The organism is Paraburkholderia fynbosensis, assembly GCF_902859935.1.
Lineage (GTDB): Bacteria > Pseudomonadota > Gammaproteobacteria > Burkholderiales > Burkholderiaceae > Paraburkholderia > Paraburkholderia fynbosensis.
The window spans coordinates 86,441-110,321 of record NZ_CADIKI010000016.1 but is presented as its reverse complement, the minus strand read 5'-3'; the positions used below and the strand labels follow the sequence as shown (position 1 = coordinate 110,321).

The 23,881-nt window shown below is 61.0% G+C and carries 18 protein-coding genes and 2 pseudogenes; 17 read left to right on the top strand and 3 right to left on the bottom strand.

What is annotated here, in order from left to right; translation table 11 throughout:
* The first annotated feature begins 23 nt into the window (after nucleotides 1-23).
* The 11 genes and pseudogenes from HV770_RS24800 to HV770_RS24750 all read left to right on the top strand — a co-directional run.
* Nucleotides 24-2,390, top strand: a complete 2,367-nt coding sequence (locus HV770_RS24800) for a DDE-type integrase/transposase/recombinase (protein ID WP_175163923.1) — start codon at nucleotides 24-26, stop codon at nucleotides 2,388-2,390.
* Nucleotides 2,391-2,402: 12 nt separating this feature from the next.
* Nucleotides 2,403-4,136 carry an ATP-binding protein gene (locus HV770_RS24795; RefSeq protein ID WP_175163920.1) on the top strand — a complete coding sequence of 578 codons (1,734 nt, stop codon included), beginning with the start codon at nucleotides 2,403-2,405 and terminating at the stop codon, nucleotides 4,134-4,136.
* A gap of 1 nt (nucleotide 4,137) precedes the next feature.
* A complete protein-coding gene (locus HV770_RS24790) occupies nucleotides 4,138-5,487 on the top strand; it encodes a TnsD family Tn7-like transposition protein (RefSeq protein ID WP_175163918.1) in 1,350 nt (449 codons plus the stop codon).
* Nucleotides 5,488-5,648: 161 nt separating this feature from the next.
* The gene (locus tag HV770_RS24785) at nucleotides 5,649-6,947 is read left to right on the top strand and encodes a TniQ family protein (RefSeq protein ID WP_175163916.1); all 1,299 of its coding nucleotides are present in this window, start codon (nucleotides 5,649-5,651) and stop codon (nucleotides 6,945-6,947) included.
* 549 nt (nucleotides 6,948-7,496) lie between these two features.
* Nucleotides 7,497-7,786: pseudogene (locus HV770_RS24780) on the top strand (TolC family protein); the annotation flags it as partial.
* Nucleotides 7,787-8,170: 384 nt separating this feature from the next.
* Nucleotides 8,171-10,561 carry an ATP-binding protein gene (locus HV770_RS24775; protein ID WP_175163914.1) on the top strand — a complete coding sequence of 797 codons (2,391 nt, stop codon included), beginning with the start codon at nucleotides 8,171-8,173 and terminating at the stop codon, nucleotides 10,559-10,561.
* Nucleotides 10,562-10,587: 26 nt separating this feature from the next.
* On the top strand, nucleotides 10,588-11,337 hold the full coding sequence (locus tag HV770_RS39445) for a methyl-accepting chemotaxis protein (protein WP_425497474.1): 750 nt from the start codon (nucleotides 10,588-10,590) through the stop codon (nucleotides 11,335-11,337).
* Nucleotides 11,334-11,873, top strand: a complete 540-nt coding sequence (locus tag HV770_RS24765; protein WP_175163912.1) for a hypothetical protein — start codon at nucleotides 11,334-11,336, stop codon at nucleotides 11,871-11,873. Before HV770_RS39445 ends, HV770_RS24765 begins: the two co-directional genes overlap by 4 nt.
* Before the next feature lie 36 nt (nucleotides 11,874-11,909).
* Entirely contained in the window at nucleotides 11,910-12,881 is a 972-nt protein-coding gene (locus HV770_RS24760; protein ID WP_175163909.1) for a chemotaxis protein CheX, read from the top strand.
* 20 nt (nucleotides 12,882-12,901) lie between these two features.
* Nucleotides 12,902-13,267 (top strand): response regulator, encoded by a 366-nt coding sequence (locus HV770_RS24755; protein ID WP_175163907.1) that lies wholly within the window; start codon nucleotides 12,902-12,904, stop codon nucleotides 13,265-13,267.
* Nucleotides 13,268-13,417: 150 nt separating this feature from the next.
* Nucleotides 13,418-13,624: pseudogene (locus HV770_RS24750) on the top strand (class II glutamine amidotransferase); the annotation flags it as partial.
* 772 nt (nucleotides 13,625-14,396) lie between these two features.
* On the opposite strand, the gene HV770_RS24745 reads toward HV770_RS24750, so the two are convergent.
* From HV770_RS24745 to HV770_RS24735, 3 genes are all read right to left on the bottom strand, one after another.
* Nucleotides 14,397-15,155 carry an SDR family oxidoreductase gene (locus HV770_RS24745; RefSeq protein ID WP_175163903.1) on the bottom strand — a complete coding sequence of 253 codons (759 nt, stop codon included), beginning with the start codon at nucleotides 15,153-15,155 and terminating at the stop codon, nucleotides 14,397-14,399.
* Nucleotides 15,156-15,397: 242 nt separating this feature from the next.
* On the bottom strand, nucleotides 15,398-16,102 hold the full coding sequence (locus HV770_RS24740) for a phosphatase PAP2 family protein (RefSeq protein ID WP_175163901.1): 705 nt from the start codon (nucleotides 16,100-16,102) through the stop codon (nucleotides 15,398-15,400).
* Between the two features lie 357 nt (nucleotides 16,103-16,459).
* Entirely contained in the window at nucleotides 16,460-17,422 is a 963-nt protein-coding gene (locus tag HV770_RS24735; protein WP_175163899.1) for a GlxA family transcriptional regulator, read from the bottom strand.
* Between the two features lie 241 nt (nucleotides 17,423-17,663).
* On the opposite strand from HV770_RS24735, the gene HV770_RS24730 reads away from it, so the two are divergent.
* The 6 genes from HV770_RS24730 to HV770_RS24710 all read left to right on the top strand — a co-directional run bounded on the left by HV770_RS24730 (nucleotide 17,664) and on the right by HV770_RS24710 (nucleotide 23,340).
* Complete coding sequence (locus HV770_RS24730; protein WP_175163897.1) at nucleotides 17,664-18,302, top strand: HD domain-containing protein; 639 nt, start codon at nucleotides 17,664-17,666, stop codon at nucleotides 18,300-18,302.
* Nucleotides 18,303-18,461: 159 nt separating this feature from the next.
* Nucleotides 18,462-18,635, top strand: a complete 174-nt coding sequence (locus HV770_RS39440) for a hypothetical protein (protein WP_281366231.1) — start codon at nucleotides 18,462-18,464, stop codon at nucleotides 18,633-18,635.
* Between the two features lie 31 nt (nucleotides 18,636-18,666).
* Entirely contained in the window at nucleotides 18,667-19,644 is a 978-nt protein-coding gene (locus tag HV770_RS24725) for a LysR family transcriptional regulator (protein WP_175163895.1), read from the top strand.
* A 143-nt stretch (nucleotides 19,645-19,787) separates the two neighbouring features.
* Entirely contained in the window at nucleotides 19,788-20,981 is a 1,194-nt protein-coding gene (locus HV770_RS24720) for a CaiB/BaiF CoA transferase family protein (RefSeq protein ID WP_175163893.1), read from the top strand.
* The gene (locus HV770_RS24715) at nucleotides 20,978-21,931 is read left to right on the top strand and encodes a hydroxymethylglutaryl-CoA lyase (protein ID WP_175163891.1); all 954 of its coding nucleotides are present in this window, start codon (nucleotides 20,978-20,980) and stop codon (nucleotides 21,929-21,931) included. The genes HV770_RS24720 and HV770_RS24715 overlap by 4 nt, the downstream gene beginning before the upstream one ends.
* 77 nt (nucleotides 21,932-22,008) lie before the next feature.
* On the top strand, nucleotides 22,009-23,340 hold the full coding sequence (locus HV770_RS24710) for an MFS transporter (RefSeq protein ID WP_175163889.1): 1,332 nt from the start codon (nucleotides 22,009-22,011) through the stop codon (nucleotides 23,338-23,340).
* Nucleotides 23,341-23,881: the final 541 nt, after the last annotated feature.

The window sequence follows — 23,881 nt, the reverse complement described above, 5'->3', positions numbered from 1 at the left end:
GTATCCAACCATAGGGCGGAATCATGCCATCCAAAGTCCGCATTCCTGGTCCGGTCTACATCAATCAGATCTATCGGGATCTCGCTAACGACGTGCTCTATCGCGTGGTCCACACCGGGTACGGCCAGCCCAATACCTATCTCGTCCGGCTGGACGGTTCGCGTCTGATCGTCCGCTCGATCCCGACTGACGAATTCAGACCACTGGCCGGCCTGAACGCGACCGCTACGGGCGGCTTTGTGCTTGAGGACGATCCGTATGCGGACCTGGGGCGCGGTGTCAGAGCCACACCGGCACACGGGCGGCAAAGCCAGACGAATTGCGGATACATCAGGGATCTTGTCAACCGGGATAGCCAAAAAGGGCGGCACCAATTCGTGCAGCTTCTGAAAGCCGGGGCAGCCCGGGCACGGATCTTCGATGAGCATGCGGAAAAGCTCAAGGTGCAACCTAAAACACTCCGCAAATACTTTCTGCTGTGGCTTCAGCGAGGCATGACTCCCCGCGCAGTAATGAGCAGCTATCCGAACTCAGGCCGGTCGAACCGTCCGGGAACCACACGTCGTCAATACGAGCATCACCCCGGACGCCGCGCGGAAATTCGTCGACCGCAAACGATGTTGCCTTCCGTATATCGTGACCGAGTGCTCCGCTGGATGGCGGACCGCTACTTTACGCACGGCCAGGCCGTATGGGATGCTGGGCTGCCCGAAGATCCGAAGACGCAAAGTGCAGGGAGGGCCAACAATGCGAAGGCTCGCGGCAGAGGAGCGGCGCGACGCTCAACCCCGGGAGGCCGGGAACGGGGCAAGCGGGGCTGGAATCGCGGCTCGCGGGATCGACCTACGGCACTGGACGTCGTGGACAGGGCCAATTATCTGTTGCGATGTGAACGGCTGGTCAAGAATGCAAAAGGTGAAGCCACAGCTGTCGAACTGCTGGACCACTCGGCGATTTCCGAGGAGATATTCCGTCACGCCTTGAGGGACTGTGATGTCGGGCGCCGCAAACGGCATAGCATGGGTGAGGCGGAGTCCCGCACGCGCGGTCGCACCCCACGGGGACACGCCCTGCAGCATTGTCGCGGCCCGGGTCACGTCTTCATGGTCGACGCGACCATCGCTGACATTTATCTGGTCTCATGTTTTGACCGGACGCTGGTGGTCGGGCGGCCGACAGTGTATTTCGTCGTCGACTTATGGAGCCGCATGATCGTTGGACTCCATGTGAGTTTCCGGCCTCCGTCTTTCGAAGGCGCCGCACTCGCACTACAGAATATGGCGAGTCCGAAGGAAGAATTCTGTGCACAGTACGGATTCACTATCACCGTCGACGAGTGGCCCTGCGCGCATCTACCGGTCCGATTTCACTGCGACCGGGGATGCGAATACAAGCAGTCACTCCCCTGGAAGCGTATCGGTAAGGTGTTTGCGGTAGGAATTGACAACAGTGCGGCGTTCGAGCCATTCTGGCGCGGAGTGATCGAGCGCCGCTTCGGGATTATTCCGTTGATAGCGCAGCGCCATGGATATGGAATTGTCGAAGGGCATCGCGATGCGCCACGCAACTTCAACAGCGCGCTGGACGCGTTGTGGACACGCTCCGAATTTATCCGGGAGCTTCTGAGGGCGATCCACCTGTACCATCGCACACCGATTTCAGGCGAGATCTACACGCCGGAGGAGATGGTGACGAGTGGCAAGCCTAATACGCCACTGGAACGCTGGAACTGGGGCGTAAATCATTCGCTGGCGATGCTTCAGTCCTGCGCGGTGGACGACATCAGACATGCGGTATTCCCAGAGGCTGAGGCAACGATCACGGCTGCCGGGTTCCGGGTAAACAACGCGCACTACACTCCGGAAATGCCGATGGATCGCATTGCGGCAACGTACGGACGGGTCTCCAGGCAGAAAGTACGCATTCTCTACAATCCCGACGAGATGGGGCAGATCGATTTCTCCCCCCGGGATGAGTTTCCGCGGTTTGCTAACCTCGCAGGCACAAATCGTCATGATCTTTGCGGTGTTACGACCACTGAATGGGAACAGTTCCGCACGCTGGAGAGCAGGAATGCGCGTCAGGCTCGTCAGGATAATGAGGGCATGAGAATGGTACAGGCGCTGAACTCGAACGCAGACAGGCACCGGGCCATGCAGCAACAGGACACGGCCTTGCAGGTAGCCGGCAGAAAGCGCCCTGACGCCACACGTGTGAGCCATGCCAAAAAGGTTGAGGCGAGTCTGGAGCAAAAGTCACCGGCAACGCCAAAACCCCCGAATGATGGAAAAGCAATAAGCCTAAGCCCTGCAGCGCGCCTGCAGCAGCTAACTGACATCAGCGGGTCACGACTGCTGGATGATCCGGGCGGACGTCGGTCCCGACGGTGACGGAGTGTAGCCATGGTCAGAATGACAGCCGCCGAGAGAAAGAAAGCAGAAGAGGAACTGGCGAAGCTGGTCCCCCTCAATGTCATTGGCGATCCTATCCTTGCGCATTGCGATGTAAGAGTCAAGGCCATCTATCGAAAATCGGCAAGCGAACTTCCAGAGTTTGCAAATAACTGGCTGGTGCTTGCACCACCGGCTTTCAATCGAACCGCGATTCTCGATGCGATGCTGCTCGGCTTCAGGGTAAATCATCCCAAATCAACACGACGCCTGTCGCGGGCGCAGCGCATGATAGCTTTGGGCAGAATCTCTCGTGTCTGGGTCCTGCTTCCGGTTCACATCCAGCTTCTGGACTGGCTTTATGTGGCACTACGGTCCCGCTACGTAGCGTTCCGCTCCTCAGTGGACATCAAACGGGAATTGCAAGCGTCCTATGCCCAGATTCAACGTGGAAAATACCGGCTTCTGGGTTCCCCACGGGAGAGTCATTCCGAGTGCTTGCCGATATTCGCGCTGTCAGGCGTTGGCAAGACCACCGCTGTCAAGATGGTTCTGAGTACCTTGCCTATGATCATCGAGCACGAACGGGTGCCGGGCACAGCAATAGGAATCGCCCAGGTGGTCTGGGTGTTCGTCAGTTGTCCGCATAACGGAAGTGTAACTGTTCTATTGCAGGGAATCTTGCACTGGTTTGATTTCTATCTGGATACAAAATATTTCGACGAGGTGGCCTCAGGAGCGAATTCAGGAGTATGGATGCAGAAAGTCATCATGGTGCTGACTCATCATTACACCGGCGTTCTGATTATTGATGAGATCCATAACGCCTTGAAAGCGGCAAATCGCACAGAGCTGATTGAATTCCTGACTACGCTGTTTAATGCGCATTGCTGCGCCTTCATCTGCCTCGGCACTCCTGAGGCGGAAAACCAGCTGAAGAACATATGGACGCAACGCAGGGTCAGTAGCGGGGGCATGTTGCCAATGACCCCTTTCCAGCCTGGAGAGCTCTGGGATCGCTTTGCAAATGCTCTCATCGCAATCGATCTCCAGCTGGAGCCATTCGAAGAACCGGAGGAAATACGGGCTACGCTTTACGACCTTAGTGCAGGCCTGCCGGCTATTGCCAAGCTGGTCTGGCGGCTGTCACAGTACCAAGGAATATTTCTTGAAGACGTGAAACTGCCTGAAGATGCGGGTCTTGTTGTGGGTCTGATCACACCTGACCTGATGAAGATGGCTGCTGCACGAGGTCTGGGCCTCGTGGAAGGTATGCTGACGGCGATCAGAAACCGCGATTACAAGAAAATAGCCGAACTGACCGACATGGCGGAAAAAAAGGTAGGTGCCTATCTTGCACATTGGGAAACAGACGCAGAAGCCGAACGTGCCCTTGATGCGGCCGAGGCCCGGGTCTTGCGATCTGCAGCAGTGGCGGATGCCCTGACAGATCTGCACGTACCAAGAATCGAAGCGGAACAGTATGCGCGGGACGTCACTGCTGGCGATGAAAGTAGCTCCGTAGCTCAACTGATCCGTCACGCCATCGCCATGTATGAGAAATCCAGGGAACAGAAAGACTCAGAAAAGACAATCTTCGCGAAGAGCACAACGCCAGTGCGTAAATCACCCAAGCGTAAATCACCGACACGGACCACCAGATCGCCCAAGGCTGCCCCCGCAAAGGCGGCGCGCGGTGGAGGGACGCCGAGCTCCAAGCGTACAAATGCGGCCTCAAAAAAGTGAAATGAGCGTTTATCTGTGCGAGGGCGCGCCCGATGAACCTTTGTTCAGTATGGTGGCCGGCTACGGAAAGCTGATGCTGGTCAGCGACTGGAAAACGTTTGTTTCCGGCCTTTTCGGTTACGGTGCGCGGTTCAATACTGGATTAGCCTATAACCTCAGTGAAGTTGCGCAGCAGACGCGCGCGTCGCTGGGAATGTCAGCCCTGGAGATCGCCGAGAGACTGACGCTGTTCCCGTATTACGCTAAGTTCTGCTCCAGATCGTTAAGAAGGCAATTGTTGGGTCGAATGATGCATTGGTCTTTAAGGCATCAGCGAGGAGATGTACAGAAGCTGATACAACGGCCTCACGTCATCAGATACTGCTGTTCATGTGCTGACGAAGACCGGAGCAGTGGCAGGGCAGCGACTTGGAAAAGATGCCATCAGCTCCCGGGAGTTCTCGTGTGCCCGCGTCACGGTGTGTGGCTCTTCGAGCATCCTGTGAATGTTCCAGCATATTCCGCGTGGCCGACATTAGCCGATGTAAAGCAGGCCGTCCCCGTTGAGTTCGATGTCTCTGAATCGGAGCAAAGCGCAATCAGGCGTATCGGCGATCTGTCTGCCAGCTTGCTCTGCGATACTGGAAGCAATGCATCGCCGCCGGGTGAGGGAGGATGGTTGGAGCTTGCCCGCAACTGCGGATACGCGCGAGGAAAAAATACGCTGGAATCTGCGCTGCTCTGTGAAGATCTGATTCATACGTTCGGTGAGAACTATCTCTCGCGATGCAATCTGTTGCCTTCGGGTCGACAGAATTGGGTCGTGGGCCGCGTTCTTGGTACGCAGAGCGCTGCTGCAGCGTTGCCTGAGGTCCTGCTCTGGGTATTTTTCGAAATCCGGGGATCGGCAAGCGGCGAGCACTGGCCGGTCTGTCCGAACCGCTATGCTGCGCACGGCCCTGCTCATCCGGTCGAAGTCCGACGCAGAAGCCATGTGAAGCTTTTCTGCTATTGCCGTTGCGGCATGTCGTTTGTCAAAAAAGTGGGCGACGATGACGCCGATTCGGCCATTTCAGTGTACGGTGAGGCCTATGCGGCTGAGGCCGTACGGCTGGCAAGTGATGGACTTTCAGGTGCGGAAATAGCGCGTAGCCTCGGGGTATCGGAAACCACCGCGCGCAATTTGACTCGCGGCTCGCAGCGTTATGCAAGGTCGTCGGTCGAAGCGACTGCTGCGCGCGCCTCGAGCGAGTGGAAAGCAGCGGTTAAATCCGCTGGTATCGTGAGCGTTGTCCAGAAAGAACGCGATGGTTTGTATCGCCGCGTGCGCCGATTTGACCCAGAAGCGCTCGAAAGTACGCGGAAAGGCTAGGCCGATTGAAGCGAAGCTGATTGGCGAACCAGCCGCTTAAAGTGCAGCGACGGGGTATGTCATCTCCACTGCCTGTCAACTGACGTCCCGTTTCGTGTCAATGGGTGGATTCCGCGCCAGAGAGGCTGGTTGGAAAAGTCCACTGATGACCGGAATTTGTGATGACAATATTCCTTGCCGAACCACTGCTTGACGAGCCGCTATTTTGTTGTGTGGCCCGATACATGTCGGATATGAATGCTCGGCCAGCAGCCGTGATGCAACACCTGTTCGGTTATCGTGCTCATCCGGGTAGCCTTGCCTTTGGTCTTTCGCAGGTAGAAGAGGTGACCCGAAACTGCTGGGGCCTGTCAGCGAGAGAGATCGCCGAACAGAGAACAAGTTACCCGTATTTCGCTGCGCTGCTTGCGCCGTCGGAAGCCAATGATCTGTTTCAGAAGATGCTGTCCCCGCTCAACCGAGGGCACGCCCCGGGCGTGCATCGTGAGCGCGGCGGGGCTCGTCGACTTCGTTACTGTAAGGCCTGCTTTGATGAGGATTTACGGAATGGCGTTCCTAGACATTGGAGGCGGGCGCATCAGCTGCCAGGCGTTTGTGTTTGCCCATGGCATGGCGGCATATTGTGGCAGGTCTTCAACGATAAGGTTCTTCGAGAAGGCTATGTCCTACCGTCAGACCTCAATGAGCGAGGTTGCTCGCAACTCGGCATTGAAATGTCGGATGCGCAACTGCATGCCTGTCATCAAATCGCGCGTCTTTCCTATGGGCTGCTGGCAAACAAGGTCTCAGTGGACGCGAGCTCCTTCTGGGAGCAGGTCGTGGATTTCGCCTCGGGAAGGACCTTGGCTGCGATCGAGTTGTCTACTTTGCGTGATTTGCGAGCGGCAATGTCCAGCTATTTTGGTCCTGGTTTCCTGCGGTGGGTTGGAGGGTCAAACGGGCAGGACACTAATATAGTACGAGGGCTGTGTGGAAGTAGAGATACACATGCGCCAAAGCCGGTTGCCATCGTCCTGTTGGCTGGATCTTGCGAGGCGATGACCGGGGGGGACGTCGGCAGCCTCGCATTTCGCCGGCCGAAGCCGCGGCCGGTCATCTATTGCATAAACGTCGGCGCTGCCCATGGCACTCGCCATCCTGTCGACGGTATGAGGCGGCGAGGCGATCATTATGTGGCTTGGTGCAACTGTGGCGCGCATTTCAAATTCACTCAATGGTCCGGGCATAATGCCACCGACGCGCAACCTTGCAGACCCGGAAGCGGTAAACATCGTTCAATTTTAGGGCAAACCGTACTCGCGCTGCGCGCACAAGGAAAGACTCGTCGGGAAATCGGAGCGTCTCTTAAACTCGACTATAAAACCGTCGCAAATCTCGATCGTACGCGCGGCAAGCCACAGTTACACCGATCAAAATCAATAAAAACCGCGGCGAGCAAAATAGCAACCGAAGAACGCTAAGCGACGGCCTTCAGGCCCGAAAGTCGCTCGAAACGTCAAGCTGACCCTTTTATCGGCGTGGCGCAAAGCGCTATGGGGCGGCCAAAGTCGCAACTTTCGCCAAATTTGGCGGCGCGGTTGTTGCAATCGACATCATAGGTCGCGGCTTTGTCCGCCAGTTGATGCAAGGGTTAGCCGACCCAATCGCCTATACGGCACAGGGGCCAAGTCGCAACTTTTTTGACAGCTGAGACGAACGGCCGCTCACGCACACCAAGGTGAGCTGTTCCAGGATGGTGAGGATTTCCAGGGGATGGCGACCGTGAGGCGAATGGTGAGGAGTTCCAGGAGACGGCTCTCCATTCGCCCGGAAGTGAGCCGTTTGCGGAGCCGAACAGCACCTTGGAAACCTCGAAATATGCTCAAAGGTGAGGAATTCCAGGAGATCACCATCAAAAGGTGAGCGATTCCAGGAGGTGATCCGTGGCCGCTCAGAATTCGCACCGATGCAAAGGTGAGGATTTCCAGGGAGTTGTCGGCATAGCCGCTCACGGTGACGTGTCGCAAGTCTACGAAAGCGCGATTCAAACGGCGCTCAAGAAAGTGTCGAACGCACTGACGGCGCGGGCCACTTACGTCGATCAGGTGCAGGCAGATCGCGACTACGTGGCATCCGCGCAGCGCTACTGCACGCTTGCCGAAGCGCGCTACAAGGCGGGCACGGACAGCTTCCTCCCCCTTTCGACGCGCAACGCACGCTGTTTGCCGCGCAACAGCAGCTTGCGACGGATAGCCTGTCGCGGCAGGCGAATCTTGTGACGCTATACAAGGTGCTGGGCGGTGGTTGGGAGCATGGCTGACACCGAACAGGTGAGAAGATTCGGGAGCCGGCGAGGTGAGAATATGCGCACCTGTCAGCGCACTTTAGCTTCAAAGGTGAGGAAATTCGGGAGCGCAGGGCGAGTGCGTGCGGCGCGATCGGATCCGCGCGAAGCCGTACACATCGAGCGTTTTTCTCAGCGACGCAATTGCATCGCAATAGAACGGCCGTCAAATAACGGCCGTTTCCACGAAAACTTTAGAACTAAATTTAGCCCCTCGGATGTGCGAAAAAAGCTATGTAGTCATCGCTGAGTAATATGCGTCGGCAATACTCGGCAGCGCTGCAAGTCAGACCATATTTCGCACAAAAACGCGCTGCTCCGATCGAGGGCTGGCGCGCAGGCCAGACCCCGGGGGTTCAAATGACGATCCGTCATCGCATCACGCTATTGGTTGTTCTGATGTTCGTCGCCTTGTCGGCGATCGGCGGCTACGCCGTCTACCAGACACGCGGCAGCGCCGCCGAAGTACGCAAGGTGACCGAGGGCGTGGTGCCCAGCGCACTCGCGTCCGCCGACCTCGTGTCGCAAGTCAAGGACGTGCAGCTCGCAACGATGACGCTCGTCTATGCGCCCGATGCCAACATGGTCGCCCAGGCCGAGGACGAACTGAAGAAGAAAAAAGCCTCGCTGCAACAGGCGCTAGCGCTGCAGGCCAGGCAGGCCGCGAGCCACGCGCAGCAAGGTCTCGTCGTGCAGGCGAAGGACAGCCTCGAGAACTACTTCTCCGCGATTGCCGACACGGCGAAAATGAAAGCCGACGGCAAGAACGAACTCGCGCAGGCGTATCTGTTCGCTAACGTCGCGCAGTATCGCGACGAACTCGAAGGCATCGTCGAGACCTTGCGCGTCGAGAAGAATCGCGAGAAAGACGACGCGATTACGGCGCTCAACGCCACGCTCGCCACGACGACCACGGCTATCGCATCCGTCACTGGCCTCGCGATCATTCTGCTGACTTCGATCGGCGCGCTGCTCTATCGCCAGATCACCCGCCCGCTCAGCCACATGCAGGCCATGATGAGCGAGATCGCGTCGAGCCAGGACTTCACGCGCCGCGTGCCGGTGGGACGGCTCGACGAGATAGGCCGCTCGATCGTCGCGTTCAACGGCATGATCGAGAAGATCCAGGAAAGCTCCGCGCAACTCAAACAGAAAACTGCCGACATCCAGGCGATGTTGCAGAACATGCAGCAGGGCATTCTGACGGTGGTCGACGGGGCGAAGATTCACGCGGAGTACTCGGCGTATCTGGAAGACATCTTCGAGACGAAGGACATCGCCGGGCGCGCGCTGATGGACCTCGTTTTCGCGGATACCGAACTCGGCGCCGACGCGCTGTCGCAAATCGACGCGGCCACGCATGCGTGCCTCGGCGAAGACTGCATCAACTTCGCGTTCAATCAGCACCTGCTGGTGGGCGAGATTTCGAAGCGCATGCCCGATGACCGCGTGAAGATACTCGACCTCAGCTGGTCGGCGATCACCGACGAAAACGACACCGTCGTGCGCCTGATGCTGTGCGTGCGCGACGTCACCGAACTGCGCAAGCTCGCGGCCGAAGCGAGCGAACAGCGCCGCCGCCTCGACATGATCGGCGAGATTCTCGCGGTCAGCGAGGAAAAGTTCCATCACTTCATCGAGAGTTCTGCGGGCTTTGTCAGCGAGAACGAGCGCATCATTCGCAAGCATTCGGAAGCGGATCATGCGGCGATCGCCGAGCTGTTCCGCAACATGCACACCATCAAGGGCAATGCGCGGACTTACAACCTGCAGCATCTGACCAACGTCGTCCACGAAACCGAGCGCAGCTATCACGAGCTGCGCCAGCCGGACGCGGATCGCTCGTGGGATCAGGAGCATCTGATGCGCGAACTGACGCGGGTGCGCGAGGCGATCGAAAGCTACGCGAAGATCAACGAGCAGAGCCTCGGGCGCAAGGGCAAAGGTCAGGCGAACGACGCGGGCAACACCGGCCGCTACGTGATGGTCGACAAGGACGACATCCAGCAGACGCTCAATATGCTGGAGCGCACCGACGCCGCCGAGCTTCACGCCTTGCAGTCGATGCGCGATGCGCTGCGCCGGACGCTGCGCGCACTGGGCAGCCAGAGCGTGCGCGACGCACTGTCCGGCGTGCTGGACTCGCTGCCGTCGCTCGCGAGCGAGCTGGGCAAGCCCGCGCCGGCCGTGCGGATCGACGACAACGGTTACCGTTTGCGCGGTCAGGCGGGCGGCACGCTGAGCAACGTGTTCATGCATCTGCTGCGCAATTCGATCGACCACGGCATCGAAACCGCCGAGGTTCGCGGTGCGCAAGGCAAAACCCCGGCCGGCACGATCGACATCGAAGTGGGCGTGGACAGCGGCGCGTTGCAGATCACCCTCAGCGACGATGGTCGTGGTCTCGCGCTCGAACGGATTCGCGGCATCGCGCTGGAGCGCGGCTGGATCGGCAGTCACGACGCGCTGAGCGACGAGGCGGTCGCGGACTTCATTTTCCGGCCGGGCTTCTCGACGGCGGAGACGGTCACCGAAGTGTCGGGCCGTGGCGTCGGCATGGACGCCGTGCGCGACTTCCTGCGGCGCGAGAACGGCAGCATCGAACTGCGCTTCACCGACGACCATACGGGCGCGCCGTTCCGTCAGTTCCAGACAATCGTCTGTCTGCCGGACAGCGTCGCGGTCGACACGCTCGGCGTTCAGGCGCGCGGCCAGGCCCGCGAACTGCACCTCGACACAGTGGCGGGCTGAGCGCCGACCGACGGACTTCGCAAGGATTGGTTGTGATTCAACAGTATCAAGAGTATCTGCTCGCTGCGCTCGCGGGCGGCGCGTTGATCGCGCTGCCGGCATGGGCCGCTCACAAGCTGCACAGCGCGAAGCTGGCGGCGCGGTTGCGCAGCGAAGCACAAGCGCGGATCGGCGCGCTCGAAGCCGTGCACGCGGCGCATCGCGAAGTGCTGCTCGAACGCGAGCAGGCCGAGCAGGCATTGCATGCGTTGACCGAACAGTTGCGTGATGAGTTGATGCAGCAGTCAGCCCGCGCCGATGAAATGCGCGCGTCACTCGACGCCGCGCGCGGCCGCACGGAGCAGTGGACCAACCAGGCGCGCCAGATCGCCGGTGAGGCCGCGCGACTGAAAGGACTCGGCGCGACGTTCGAGCGCTGGCACGAGCAGATGATCTCGCTGATGACGCAGAATCACGACATGCACGCGAAGAATCAGGAGTTGTCGTCGATCGTGCGGCACGTGGTGATCGTGTCGCTGAACGCGTCGATCGAAGCGGCGCGCGCGGGTCCGGCCGGCCGCGGCTTCGCGGTAGTGGCGAGCGAAGTGCGCTCGCTCGCCGCGCGTTCCGAGGAGTTGTCGAAGAGCTATCGCGACAGCTTGCATCGCAACGACCTGACCACTACGTCCACCTTCCAGGACATCCAGGCGGGCGGCAAGATGATCGCGGCGTCGCTTGCCAGCGTCGAGTCGCTCGCCAACCGCTTTCATGCACAACTCGATGAGGTGCCGATGTGATTTCGGCCCATGCCCGTGACAGCTTCGAACGCATCTTCCGCAAGGCGGCGCAAACGCGCCTGCCCGTCAAGGCGGACGACCTCTGCGAGATCGTACCGCTTGCCGAAGCCGGCGCCGGCGCAACGAAGAATACGCAGGTGGTCGTGCTGACCATTTCGTCGATCGTATTCAGGCTGCTGCTGATCCTGCATTTCGACGAAGACGACAGCACGCGCGGCTATTACCTGAACGACAGCGACGGACGGCCGTTTCAGGAAGCGTTTCTGGAAATCTGCAACCTGTGCTGCGGCGCGATGAACCAGGAATTGCTGCGCTACTTTCCAGACCTCGGCATGTCGACGCCGTATGTGTTGAATGCGCGTTGCCTGCCGCATCTGCATGAATTGAAGCCGGCTCTGCTGTCGTCGTATTCGGTCGTGCTCAACGGCGACGTGCGGCTCGCCGCGACCGTGTGCGTATGCGCGCATGCGCCGCTCGATTTCGTCGCGGACACGAGCGCCGTTGAAGAAACCAGCGGCGAACTGGAGTTGTTTTGACCATGACAGCTTGCCTCGCGCTATCAGGAAAGCGAAATGAATTCTAACGAGCCGGTCAGCAAGGTGCTGGTGCTGGACGATTGCCCCACGCACAAAGAGGCGCTCAAGCGCTTTTGCGACGAGAACAACCTGGTCGGCGTGAAAGTGGGCAAGAACCGCTTGCAGTCGGTGCTGCGCTCGAACATCGATCTCGGCGCGGTACTGTTCGCCGAAAACTACGGCGGCTCGCCCGAGGCCAGCGCCGAACTCGCGATCCGGATCAACGCGGTGCGTCCCGAGTTGCCGATCATCATGCGGCGTGAGCGCGACCCGAGCACCGAGGGCTTGCCCGAGAGCTTGCGGCGCGTGGTCTGCGCCGCCTACGTCGCGCACGATATGGCGCCGCTGCGCCGCGTGATCGACGAGTACATTTTCAGCCTCGACTATCCGAACGCGCTGGTGCGCGGCATCGCCGAGATGACCCAGGCGATTCTCGGCGACGTGTTCAAGGACCTGACCATTACGTGCGATACGCCGTACATCGTGCGCGACCGCATCATCTTCGGCGAAGTGTTCAGCCTGATTCCGCTGGAAAGCGCGTGGTGCCGCGGGTACATGATGATGCAGGCCGAAGAGACGCCGATCCTCGACTTGCTCGACCGTTACCGGATGATCGACAACGCGCCCGACGGCGAGGCGGATTTTCGCGATCTGAACGGCGTGCTCGGTGAAGTGACGAACCTCGTGTGGGGCTCGTTCAAGAACCGCTATGTAGGCGACGCGGATGCATCGCGGCGCAGCGACGTGCAAGTGCCGCTGCTGGTGAATCACAAGCACAAGTACATCTCGTTCGGCAGCGGCAATCCGCAATTGTGCTTCATGTACTGGCTGCGTGAGCCGCAATCGGGCCGCGCGGTCAAGTTGCACCAACGTTTCGTGTTCAGCCTGAGCTGGTCGCCGGAAGACTTCAGGGAAGTCTCCGACGATGTCGGCGCAATGGTCGAAGCAGGCGAACTGGATTTATTCTGAGTAGTGTCAAAGGAAACAACATGTCGAAAATTCTGGTGGTGGATGACTCGAGCACGGTGCGCGACGAAGTGGCCGGCTTTCTGAAGAAGAACGGTTTGGACGTCGACACGGCGGTGGACGGCAAGGACGGCCTCGCCAGGTTGAAGGCCAGCCCCGGCATCAAGCTCGTGATCAGCGACGTCAACATGCCGAACATGGACGGCCTGACGATGGTCGAGAAGATTCGCAGCGAACTCGGGAACACGACCGTGAACGTCATCATGCTGACCACTGAAAGCAGCCCGGCGATGAAGGAGCGCGGCAAGGCGGCCGGCGTCAAAGGCTGGATCGTCAAGCCCTTCAAGGGCGATGCGGTGCTGGAAACGTTCCGCAAGCTGGCGGGCTGAGCGGCGCGGCACCGGCGCGGCACGCCAAAGGTGAGGGTTTTCGGGAGCCGCGAAACCGGTGATTTGCAACCTGCAGCCGCTCGGCTAGCAGGAGCCGGGGCCGTTCGCGCCAATCGGCTCGACGGATAGCGAAGCGGCGTTTGCTTCATCATGAACCGCCTGCACGCCCATTTCGCCACGCATGCGGATGCAGACCCGGATGACATCGACGCGTTGTTCGACGTCATCGAGCACGCGACGCGCACGCTCAACGTCTTCGGCATTTTTAACTTCGTTCTTTCGAACGGCAACGCGCAGTTTGCGTATTGCTCGACGCGTCTGTCGTACCTGATACGCCATCGGCCGTTTTCGAGCGCGCGTCGTTCCCGCTGAAGTCCTCGCGACTCGAAGTACGCACCCTCCGAGGTATCCGCTGCTATCGCGGCGTGATTTCGCACCGCGCGTGTCCCGCGAAGGAATGACGCTGAGCGCGGGCGGTTTTTAAGGCGTTACCCCGCCGGGTACCGCTGACTGCTGGAAGCCATCGCACGCGCTGATTGCGTGCGTGAAATGATCGGGTGTCTTCGAACGGCCTCGCTTCAATATGCTCCTGGCGGCGCTAAGGTGAGAACATTCGGGAGCCGAAGGCTTGGGACGATACGTGAGTTAGTACGCCTCGGTTTGCCTCACTCTTCGCCAGTTGCGATAACCAGGTCCGCCAGCATTTGCCGAACGATTCGGTGATGGTGTTGGCCTCGCGACGCACTCCACTACTGCGCATTGCCGCGCTCAACGTGACGGATAGTGCGTGCGGTATCAACGGATTAGTCGTCAGCGCGATCCGCGGTGGGATATTCATACTCCGTTGCTGCTAGAGCCGTGGCGTGTTTCGCACAATGCCCGCGCGCAACGCATTGTCCCTCACAGGTCCGGAATCGGCGCGCAGTTTGCTCCGGTATTGCGTGAAAGGTGAGGGTTTGCGGGAGTAGCCTGTTTCGAACCCACCGCAGCACGCCCAGCATGCCTTTGCGCCCTGCCCCCAAGCTCGAAAGGTGAGCGTTTTCGGGAGCGGATCGAGCGACGCCTCAAGCCGAACCCGCACCGCTGCGTGTCAAAGGTGAGGTTTTTCGGGAGGCGTCGGCGCCGCGCGTTACGCCGGGTTGGCGATCTCGCGGATATCGGCCACCGGCGTTTGCCCGAATGCATCGCCGAGCGCATAGTCGATCAATTGCGCGGCACATTGGTCTGGCGTCGACAGTCGGCCGTTGCGTTTGAGCTCTTCGAACTTCGGGCGCATCGGGAACTGTTCTTCGCCGCTGCCGCGAATCTGCGCCTGCATGTCCGTATCGATGACGCCCGGCGCGAGGCTGCAAATGCGCAGCGCGCGGTTTGCATCGAGCGCGACGGCGCGCGCGTGATGATCGAGCGCGGCCTTGGTCGCGCAGTAGATGCTCCAGCCGGAATACGCATTGCGGGCCGCGCCGCTGGAAATGTGCACGATGCGCCGGTCGCTCGCATCGACGGCGGCTGCGGCGAGCGCGCTGGCCAGCATGAGGGGCGTGGCCACGTTGAGGCTCACCGCGCTGGCGATAGCCGCCGCGTCCTGCCCTTCGATCGGGCCGATGGGTTGCACCATGCCCGCGTTGTTGATCAACAGAACCGTTGGCGCGCCGCTGACGAACGCGCGCAATGCATCGGTCGCGATCCATTGCGCGACGCGCGTGGGATCGGCGAGTTCGAGTTCGATTTCTTCGAGCTGTGTTGGGAAACGTGTCTTGAGAGTTGCATGACGCGAGCGGGACAGGCCCAGCACGGTGACGTTGCGTGCGAGCAGCTGTTCGGCGAGCGCCGCGCCCAGGCCGCGAGTGTGGCCGGTGACGATTGCGCGGATTGGAGACGTGGAGGGCATGGGGTTCCTTGTGGGCGGTAGCTGGCAAGGGGCCATTTTCTCATAGGGGTTTTTTGTGGGCTTTGCGGGTGGGGGATGGGATTTGTTAACCGCCGTTCGCGCTAGTGCAACGCGAACGACGGCTTCCGGAGGTCCTGTGGTCAGTGCATTCCTGCACGCGTGACGTGCCTGGCCTCGCTTGGCGAACGCGGTAATCGGGGTGAGGCAAGTCCGTTAAGCGAAGTAAAAATGGACGTCGAACATTAACCCCGTAGAACATGTCGAAAGACACCTTCCGCAAGCTGCCGTGGCTCATCGAACATGGTCGCAAGTTCAAACAGCAAGACAAACAGGAAGGCATACGAAACGTTCGGATATCTGTCGACGAATCGCACGATGGCTGGAGCAAATCGCTGCATGATCGGTTTTCGCGTGACAACGCAGGTAACGCCAACGCCGAGGATCATGCCTGCCAGAACGTCGGTCGGATAGTGCAAGCCTAGATAAACGCGCGGAATACAGATAAGGAAGACGCACTGCAGCAGCGCGAGCACGCCCATCCATCTTGAGACGAGAAAAATGCCCATTGCGACGGCCGCCCAAATCATGGCGTGGTCGCTAGGAAACGAACTCCAGGTTCGAAGAACAGCTTCTGGAGTGGCCGCGATCGAAAACGTCAGGTGCAGGCTCGGGTCGTAGAGCGGTCGCTGGCGGAAGGGCAAGCAGGAGGCGAGAACTCTGCCGATGAAGAGTGCCAGAAAACCGCTGACGATGGCGGCCACAACCATTTCGCGTCGCCACTGCCGACGCTCCCTTGTGTCGAACCAGAGGGCACACAGCATGGCCAGTGGCAGAACGCCCTTGAACAGATAGAAGTCCGCAACGAGCCTAACTGCGTGGTTGAAAGTCTCCGAGTGCATCGTATCGCGTGTCACGATAGCCAGCATTGAAGAGTCGAAGCTGTTCATGTTTTTAGCCTTGGCGGGGCACGTTGATTGCAAATGCCTACATATGAGTGGTGGCGCCCCTGGCTACGGAGCGCGAGCTAGACGGTATGCTTGCACTTCGCAAATCGTTAATATGTTTGGGAGCGTACATCCGGTCATAAAATTGTCATCCGCGAAGTTTGCTTCAGGTGCGTAATGCTTTGCTCCGGAACTTGGGAACGACCCGTAGATCGGCACACAGGCAACCCCGCAGCGCAATAGCCGCGAATCGCGATCGATGCGTATCGCATTGCCTCGCCACACCCGAAAGCCACATGACCCGAACTCCTGGAAGCAGCAACGAGCTGCTCACTCCGTGGAACCCGAAACGCTCCACTCTCACCCCGCCCGAAACCTCTCCCGATACCCCATCGGCGTCACCCCAATGCGCTTCGTGAACACAATCCGCATCCGATCCGCAGTCCCAAACCCACAGTCGTAAGCAATCGCCTTGAGCGCCGCGCCACTACTCTCCAGCAGCTTGCGCGCCGCATCCACGCGAGCCCGCTCGACGAACTCATGCGGCGTCACCCCGGTCTCCTGCACGAACACACGCGCGAAGTTGCGCGCGCTCATACCCGCGACATCCGCCAGTTGCTTCACCGTAAAGCGCTCGCGAATCCGCTCCATCACGTGCGCCTGCACCCTGGCGACTGGCGACGTGTCGTCGGCGGGCGCAGTCAGATAAGGGCTGAATTGCGACTGCCCGCCTTGCCGCTGCGCGAACACCACTAGCCGCTTGGCGACGGCGAGCGCGGTATGCGGACCATGATCCTCGGCCACCAAAGCCAACGACAGATCGATACCGGCCGTCACGCCCGCCGATGTCACGAGCGGCCCGTCGCGCAGATAGATGCGGTCGAAATCGACCCGCGCCTGCGGAAACTGCGCGGCCAGTTGCGCCGCATGCTGCCAGTGCGTCGTGACGTTGCGCGCGTCGAGCAAGCCCGCGTGCCCGAGCACGAACGCGCCGGTGCAGATCGAGCCGTAGCGGCCGCAACCTGCGGCGACGTTCGTCAACCAGTCGAGCAGGCGCGTGTCGGGGCTTTCGTTATTCGGCAGCGCGGGGCCGCCCGCGACCAGCGCGAGATCGAACGGCTCACGCGCGTCGTCGAAGGTGGCATCGGCGACCAGCGTCATGCCGTTCGAAGCGCGCAGGGGCACGGACTCCGCGCTGATCAGTTTGACCTCGTAGCGATCGGCAGGCGCGAGGAACCCATTGGCTTCTGAAAATACATCGACGGGTCCCGCGACATCGAGCGCCTGTACGCCGGGGAAGATCGCGATCGCGACAGTTGGCATCGAAAGACTTCCTTTGACGATGGACGACAATCCGCAGCCCCGCGGCAGTCAACGCGGTGCGTTTGGCAGTGTTCAACGGTCCACGGCGATTGTCCGCGGCAGCGCGTTGACCAATACTGGGCTTCATCGGATGCGCGGTTCGAAGCGCACGAAAAAGCGCCGCGGACCAGCATACCAAACGCGCTTTGACGTCGCGAGGACAGCGTGTCCGTCCATTCGAATCCGTCACGGAGTACATCACATGACCACGATCGCAGGCATCCAGATTCCCGACAGCATGATGGCGCGCGAAGCCACGCAACTCGTGCGCGATACCGAACCCGAACTCCTCTATCACCATTCGCGGCGCGTCTTCCTGTTCGGCTCGCTGGCCGGCACGCGCAAGCAGTTGAAGTACGATCCCGAGTTGCTGTACATCGGCGCGATGTTTCACGACATGGGACTCGTCGCGCCGTATAGCAGCGAACATGACCGCTTCGAAGTGGACGGCGCCAACGCGGCGCGTGATTTTCTGCGGCGTCACGGCATCGGCGAGGACGACATCGAGCAGGTATGGAATTCGATTGCGTTGCACACGACGCCTGGCATTCCGCAGCATATGAAGCCGGTGGTCGCACTGGTCACGGCAGGCGTCGAAATGGACGTGCTGGGTCTCGCTTACGACGAGTTCACCGAGCATCAGCGTCACGAGGTGATTCACGCGCATCCGCGCGGTGCGCACTTCAAGGAAGGCATCATCGACGCGTTCGCGCACGGCACGATCCACAAGCCGGAGACGACCTTCGGCAACGTGAAGGCGGACGTGCTGGCGCTGAAAGACCCGCATTATCATCGCGAGAATTTCTGCACGATGATTCTCGGGTCGGCGTGGAAGGATTGAGCCGCAGGCGTGACGGCGGCGGTCGCACCGGGCTTGCGTGCACCGCAAACCGGATGGCGCTCCGTGCATCGCAAATGCGCCGCACGGAGCGAGCGATGAAAAGCGCTACTGTCCCTCAGTGCGTGTCGAGCCACCGAATTGCGGGCCGCGGCCGAGGACGTGTTGCAGGATGGCGAAAGCCTCTCCAATTTCGTGAAGCAGGCTATTCGCAATGACATCACTCGGCGCTCGAGTCTTCGTGAGTTTGTCGCGCGAGGGCTCGCATCGCGTGAAGAGGCGAAGCAAAGCGGCGACAGTGACCGTGCTGGCGGTACGCCATCAGCTAGAGGATGATTACCACTGACCGAACTTCCGGCGCACCGCCATGGCAATCAAAAACCTTCTCCGAAGGCTCGACCTCACGACGCTTCAACTCTTTCTCGCCGTCTATGAAGAAGGCACGCTTACGCGTGCGGCCGAGCGCGAGGCAATCGCCATCTCCGCCGCGAGCAAGCGTCTGCTCGAACTCGAACAGGCGGTCGGCGCGACGCTGTTTCAGCGCACCGCGCGCGGCATGACGCTGACGCCGGCGGGCGAAACGCTGCTGCATCACGCGCGCCGCGTCATGCGCGACATCGAAAACATCGGCATCGAACTGGCCGGCCACGCGAGCGGCGTGCGCGGCTACGTGCGGATGATGGCCAATCTGTCGGCGATCGTCGAGTTTCTGCCCGAAGATTTGCGCGCGTTCCAGTTGCAGCACGAGCGCGTCAAGCTCGATCTCGAAGAGCGGCCGAGCGGCGGCGTGGTCGAAGCCGTCGACGACAGCCTCGCCGATCTCGGGATCTGTTCCGGCGACGCCGATACGCACGACCTGCACGTCGAGCACTACCGGCGCGATTCGCTCGTGCTCGTGATGCGCGACGATCATCCGCTGGCGGCGCGCGCGAGCGTGGCGTTTGCCGAAACGCTCGACGGCGATCACGTCGGCCTGCACGCCGCGAGTTCGATCAACGCCCGCACGCATCTGGCCGCGCGCCAGGCGGGCAAGCCGCTGCGCCTGCGCATTCACGTGCCGGGCTTCGACGCGGTGTGCCGGATGGTGCAAGCGGGCATGGGCGTCGGGGTGCTGCCGCGCAAGGTCTATCAACTGATGGGCGCCCCGCTCGGCCTCGTCGGCACGCCGCTCGAAGACGACTGGTCCGAACGCAGCCTCGTGCTGGTGGTGCGCGACGTCGACGCGCTTTCGCCGGTGAGCCGTTTGTTGTTCGAGCACCTGCGCTCGATCGAAGCAATCGAAGCAGCGCAAGCAACCCAGGCCGCAGAAGCAGCCGAGGCCGGCGAAGCCAACCCACGCCACTGACGTCCCGCCAACCGCCGCCAGCCGCCCTCAAACAGCGAGCGTTCGCCGTTCGCGAACGGTCGTTGGCGAATTGCGGTTGGACGCCGCCGCCACGCCGCTCCTAAGCTGTCTTCCAATACGAAACCAGCTTCGGAGACAGCACTATGGGTGGACCCCTTCAGGGTATCCGCGTCGTCGAGATCGGAACCCTCATCGCCGCGCCGTTCGCCGCGCGCCTCATGGCCGAGTTCGGTGCCGACGTCATCAAGATCGAAGCCCCCGGGACCGGCGATCCCCTTCGCAAATGGCGCAAGCTGCATGAAGGCACCTCGCTCTGGTGGTACCTGCAGTCTCGCAACAAGAAGTCAGTCTGCGTGAACCTGAAGTCGGCGGACGGCGTCGAGATCGTCAAACGGCTCGCCGCCGATGCCGATGTCGTGGTCGAAAATCTGCGTCCTGGCGCGCTCGAAAAGCTCGGCCTCGGCTGGGACGTGCTGCACGCGATCAACCCGAAACTGACGATGGTCCGCATCTCCGGCTACGGCCAGTCCGGCCCATATCGCGACCGGCCGGGCTTCGGCGCGATTGGCGAAGCGATGGGCGGGATTCGCTATACGACCGGCGAAGTGGGCGGCGCGCCGGCGCGCGTCGGCGTGAGTCTCGGCGATTCGCTCGCGTCGCTGCACGGGGTGATTGGCGCGCTGATGTCGCTGTTGCGCGTGAAGACCGGTCAGGGCGAAGGCCAGGTGGTCGACGTGTCGCTGGTCGAGAGCGTGTTCAATCTGATGGAAAGCCTCGTGCCGGAATACGACCTGCTCGGCCACGTGCGCGAGCGCAGCGGCGGCGCTTTGCCGGGCATCGCACCGTCGAACACGTATCGCACCGAGGACGACGGCTACGTCGTGATCGCCGGCAACAGCGATCCGATCTTCAAGCGCCTCATGCAATTGATCGGCCGCCCCGATCTCGCCGACGATCCCGCGCTCGCGCACAACGACGGCCGCGCGAAACACTCGGCGATGCTCGATCAGGCGATCACCGCGTGGACCTCGCGCCACGCGACCGGCGACGTGCTGGCCGCGCTCGAACGCGCCGAAGTACCGTCGGGCCGGATCTATTCGGTGGCCGACATCGTCGCGGATCCGCACTACCAGGCGCGCGACATGTTGCTGCAAGCGCAATTGCCGGGCGGCGCTTCGGTGAAGATGCCGGGGATCGTGCCGAAGCTGTCGGACACGCCGGGCGAAGTGCGTTGGCAAGGGCCGACGCTCGGCGAACATACCGGCAGCGTTCTCAGCGAACTCGGATTCGCCAACGAAGACATCGAGCGGCTGCGCCGCGAAGGAGCCGTGCAATGAACGCCGCCAACAACGACGCCCCTGTCGACAAGCTGATCGTGCAGGAAGTCTCTCCGCGCGACGGCCTGCAGATCGAGCCCACGTGGGTCGAGACCGTCGACAAGATCGAACTGATCGATTCGCTATCGACCGCGGGGTTCACACGTATCGAGGCCGGCTCGTTCGTGTCGCCGAAAGCGATTCCGGCATTGCGCGACGGCGACGCCGTGTTCCAGCAGATCGAACGGCATCCCGGTGTGATCTATGTCGCGCTGGTGCCGAACCTGAAGGGGGCCGAGCGCGCGCTCGCCGCGCACGCCGACGAACTGAACCTCGTGATGTCCGCGAGTCAGACGCACAACCGCGCCAACATGCGCATGAGTTGCGAGTCGTCGCTGATGGCCTTCGACGACATCGTGCGGCACGTGCAGGGCTCGGGTGTGCTGCTGAACGCGACGGTGGCGACTGCCTTCGGCTGTCCCTTCGAAGGACGGATCGACGAAGACCGAGTGGTCCGCATCGTCGACACGTATCGCGAGATGGGCATCGAGGGCATCACGCTCGCTGACACGACCGGCATGGCGAACCCACGCCAGGTGAAGCGGCTGGTCGCACGCGTGCTCGAACGGCTGCCGGCCGCCGCGCTCACGCTGCATTTTCACAACACGCGCGGGCTGGGCCTCGCCAATGTGCTGGCGGCATACGAAGTCGGCGCGCGCCGCTTCGATGCCGCGCTCGGTGGCCTCGGCGGCTGCCCCTTCGCGCCGGGTGCGTCCGGCAACATCTGCACGGAAGACCTCGTGAACATGTGCGACGAGATGGGCATTCGCACTGGCGTCGATCTGCCGAAGCTGCTTACGCTGTCGCGTGGTTTGCCTGCGTTGCTCGGCCACGACGTGCCTGGGCAACTCGCGAAGGCAGGCCGCAATTGCGACGTGCATCCGGTACCCGAATACGTTCTGCAAATCTGATTTCCCCCCAAACCGACTGATCGATTAACCGACTAAACGACCGGACGGCCTCGCCGAATCCGGCATTGGAGACAAGCATGAGTGACCTGGGCGCAGTTGCAAGCGGCAGCCATCAGGACAGCGCGGACGACCTCGTGGCCGTCATCCGCAAAGTCGCGTGGCGGTTGATGCCGTTGATCATGATCTGCTATCTGTTCGCGTTCTTCGACCGCATCAACATCAGCTTCGCGAAGTTCCAGTTGCAGAGCGATCTCGGCCTGTCCGATACCGCGTACGGCCTCGGCGCGAGTTTGTTCGTGATCGGCTATGTATTGTTCGAAGTCCCCAGCAATCTGTTTCTGTACAAGGTCGGCGCGCGGCGCTGGATTGCGCGGATCATGATTTCGTGGGGACTCGCGACGGCGGCGATGGTGTTCGTCAACAACGAATGGCAGTTCTACGGGCTGCGCTTCGTGATCGGCGCGATGGAAGCGGGCTTTGCACCCGGCGTGCTGTACTACCTGACGCTATGGTTTCCGCCGAGTTATCGCGGGCGTATCACGTCGATGCTGTTTCTGGCGTCCGCGTTCTCGGGCCTCGTTGGCGCGCCGCTCGCGGGGCTGGTGATCGGACACATGAACGGGGTGCTGGGCATGGCCGGCTGGCACTGGCTGTTCCTGCTCGGCGGGCTGCCATGTGTCGTGCTCGGGATCATGGTGTTGAAACTGCTCAAGGATCGCATCGAGGACGCGGGCTGGCTGTCGCCGCCGGAGAAGATGCTGCTGTCGGGACAGATTGCGCAGCAGAGCCGTCATCCGAGCACCGGCCATTCGCTGATGGGCGCGCTCAAAACACCGGGCTTTCTGACGCTGGGGCTGGTCTACTTCCTGATTCAGGTGGCGTCGTACGGATTGAATTTCTGGACGCCGCACCTGATCCACGTCGCGGGCACCAACAACCCGACCATGATCGGCTTGCTGACGGCCGTGCCTTATGTCTGCGGCGCGATCTGCATGGTGGTGGTGGGCCGTTTGTCCGACGCGACCGGCGAGCGGCGCAAGTTCGTGTTCGGCTTGCTGGTGATGTCAGCGATCGGCTTCTTTGCCGCGGGCTTCTTCGACAAGCAGATCACCTTGCTGGTGATCGCGCTGGCGGTGATGGGCGCGGGCGTGGTGGCGTCGATTCCGGCGTTCTGGGCGTTGCCGCCCAAGCTGCTGACCGGCGCAGGCGCGGCAGGCGGGATTGCGTTGATCAATACGCTCGGACAGCTCGGCGGAATCGTGAGCCCCATCATGGTGGGCCGCGTGAAGGATCTGACGGGAAGCACGACGCCGGCGTTGTATGTGATCGGCACGATGAGCGTGATCTGCGCGCTGATCGTGTTGTACGCGATGCCGGAGTCGCTGCGGCGCAAGGAAGCGGCGCTGTGAGGCCTGCGCGCTCACACCCGGAGCAGTCGGCGGACGGCTGCTCGCGGCGGCGCCGGCGCAAGATTGGCCTGTCTCATCAACTACTTGGCAGTGCTGTGCGCAGGTTGTCCACAGCCTTGCCAACAAATTGTGTGGACAACTGGAGGGCAAGGACGCCGCGCATCGTCAGCGTCCCTGCCGCACAAGCCTTCAGGTTTAACGGATGTCAGGAAAGCGCAGGATGCCTACTCTGAAGCCGCCATGCAATATCCCATCCGCTTCAATCACTTAGCGGTGCTGCGAGACGGTTGTCCACAGGCTTGCCAACATTTTAGGTGGACAAGTCTAGACTGGACGCAGGCGCTCAGGCAATACCGGTCGTCACACAGAAATCGTGCACAGGACTTTCGACGATCAGGACGCCGAAGCCGACGTTCTCTTAACTACGAAAATGATGCCGCCTTTTGTCCGTCTTCGAGCTTGCGCCGTAAAGCGTTGTTTCGGTGGAATCGTAGCGCCCCATGCCGGTCATGCTGATGGCGCTATAGGTGCAAGTCGTCGC

Coding starts and splice junctions, on each gene's coding strand:
- HV770_RS24800 (WP_175163923.1), top strand. CDS start 24: ATGCCATCCAAAGTCCGCATTCCTGGTCCGGTCTACATCAATCAGATC.
- HV770_RS24795 (WP_175163920.1), top strand. CDS start 2,403: ATGGTCAGAATGACAGCCGCCGAGAGAAAGAAAGCAGAAGAGGAACTG.
- HV770_RS24790 (WP_175163918.1), top strand. CDS start 4,138: ATGAGCGTTTATCTGTGCGAGGGCGCGCCCGATGAACCTTTGTTCAGT.
- HV770_RS24785 (WP_175163916.1), top strand. CDS start 5,649: ATGACAATATTCCTTGCCGAACCACTGCTTGACGAGCCGCTATTTTGT.
- HV770_RS24775 (WP_175163914.1), top strand. CDS start 8,171: ATGACGATCCGTCATCGCATCACGCTATTGGTTGTTCTGATGTTCGTC.
- HV770_RS24760 (WP_175163909.1), top strand. CDS start 11,910: ATGAATTCTAACGAGCCGGTCAGCAAGGTGCTGGTGCTGGACGATTGC.
- HV770_RS24755 (WP_175163907.1), top strand. CDS start 12,902: ATGTCGAAAATTCTGGTGGTGGATGACTCGAGCACGGTGCGCGACGAA.
- HV770_RS24745 (WP_175163903.1), bottom strand. CDS start 15,155: ATGCCCTCCACGTCTCCAATCCGCGCAATCGTCACCGGCCACACTCGC.
- HV770_RS24740 (WP_175163901.1), bottom strand. CDS start 16,102: ATGAACAGCTTCGACTCTTCAATGCTGGCTATCGTGACACGCGATACG.
- HV770_RS24735 (WP_175163899.1), bottom strand. CDS start 17,422: ATGCCAACTGTCGCGATCGCGATCTTCCCCGGCGTACAGGCGCTCGAT.
- HV770_RS24730 (WP_175163897.1), top strand. CDS start 17,664: ATGACCACGATCGCAGGCATCCAGATTCCCGACAGCATGATGGCGCGC.
- HV770_RS24725 (WP_175163895.1), top strand. CDS start 18,667: ATGGCAATCAAAAACCTTCTCCGAAGGCTCGACCTCACGACGCTTCAA.
- HV770_RS24720 (WP_175163893.1), top strand. CDS start 19,788: ATGGGTGGACCCCTTCAGGGTATCCGCGTCGTCGAGATCGGAACCCTC.
- HV770_RS24715 (WP_175163891.1), top strand. CDS start 20,978: ATGAACGCCGCCAACAACGACGCCCCTGTCGACAAGCTGATCGTGCAG.
- HV770_RS24710 (WP_175163889.1), top strand. CDS start 22,009: ATGAGTGACCTGGGCGCAGTTGCAAGCGGCAGCCATCAGGACAGCGCG.